The 252-nt window shown below is 69.4% G+C and carries 1 protein-coding gene; it reads right to left on the reverse strand.

Annotated features, from left to right (window positions below):
- Positions 1-252 (reverse strand): cytochrome ubiquinol oxidase subunit I (locus tag OH705_RS28125; RefSeq protein WP_267303557.1); only part of this gene is annotated, 252 nt, incomplete at both ends.

Below are 252 nucleotides of genomic sequence, written 5' to 3' on the forward strand. Positions count from 1 at the left end.
GATGATCGCCACGAAGCCGGCGGGCAGCATCGCGTTCCACGCGACGTGCAGCCGGCGGCGCGTTTCGAGCGTGCCGCGCCACCACGCCCATGCCGATGTCAGGGCCAGTAGCAGCATCAGCATGCCGATGCCCACCATCAGGCGGAACGCGTAGAACACCGGTTTCACCGGAGGCCGGTCGTCGCGCGCGATGTCGCCGAGCGCCGGTACCTGGCGGTCCCACGAATGCGTCAGGACCAGGCTGCCGAGTCG

It is taken from the genome of Pseudomonas sp. BJa3, from assembly GCF_026343815.1.
Taxonomy (GTDB): domain Bacteria; phylum Pseudomonadota; class Gammaproteobacteria; order Pseudomonadales; family Pseudomonadaceae; genus Aquipseudomonas; species Aquipseudomonas soli.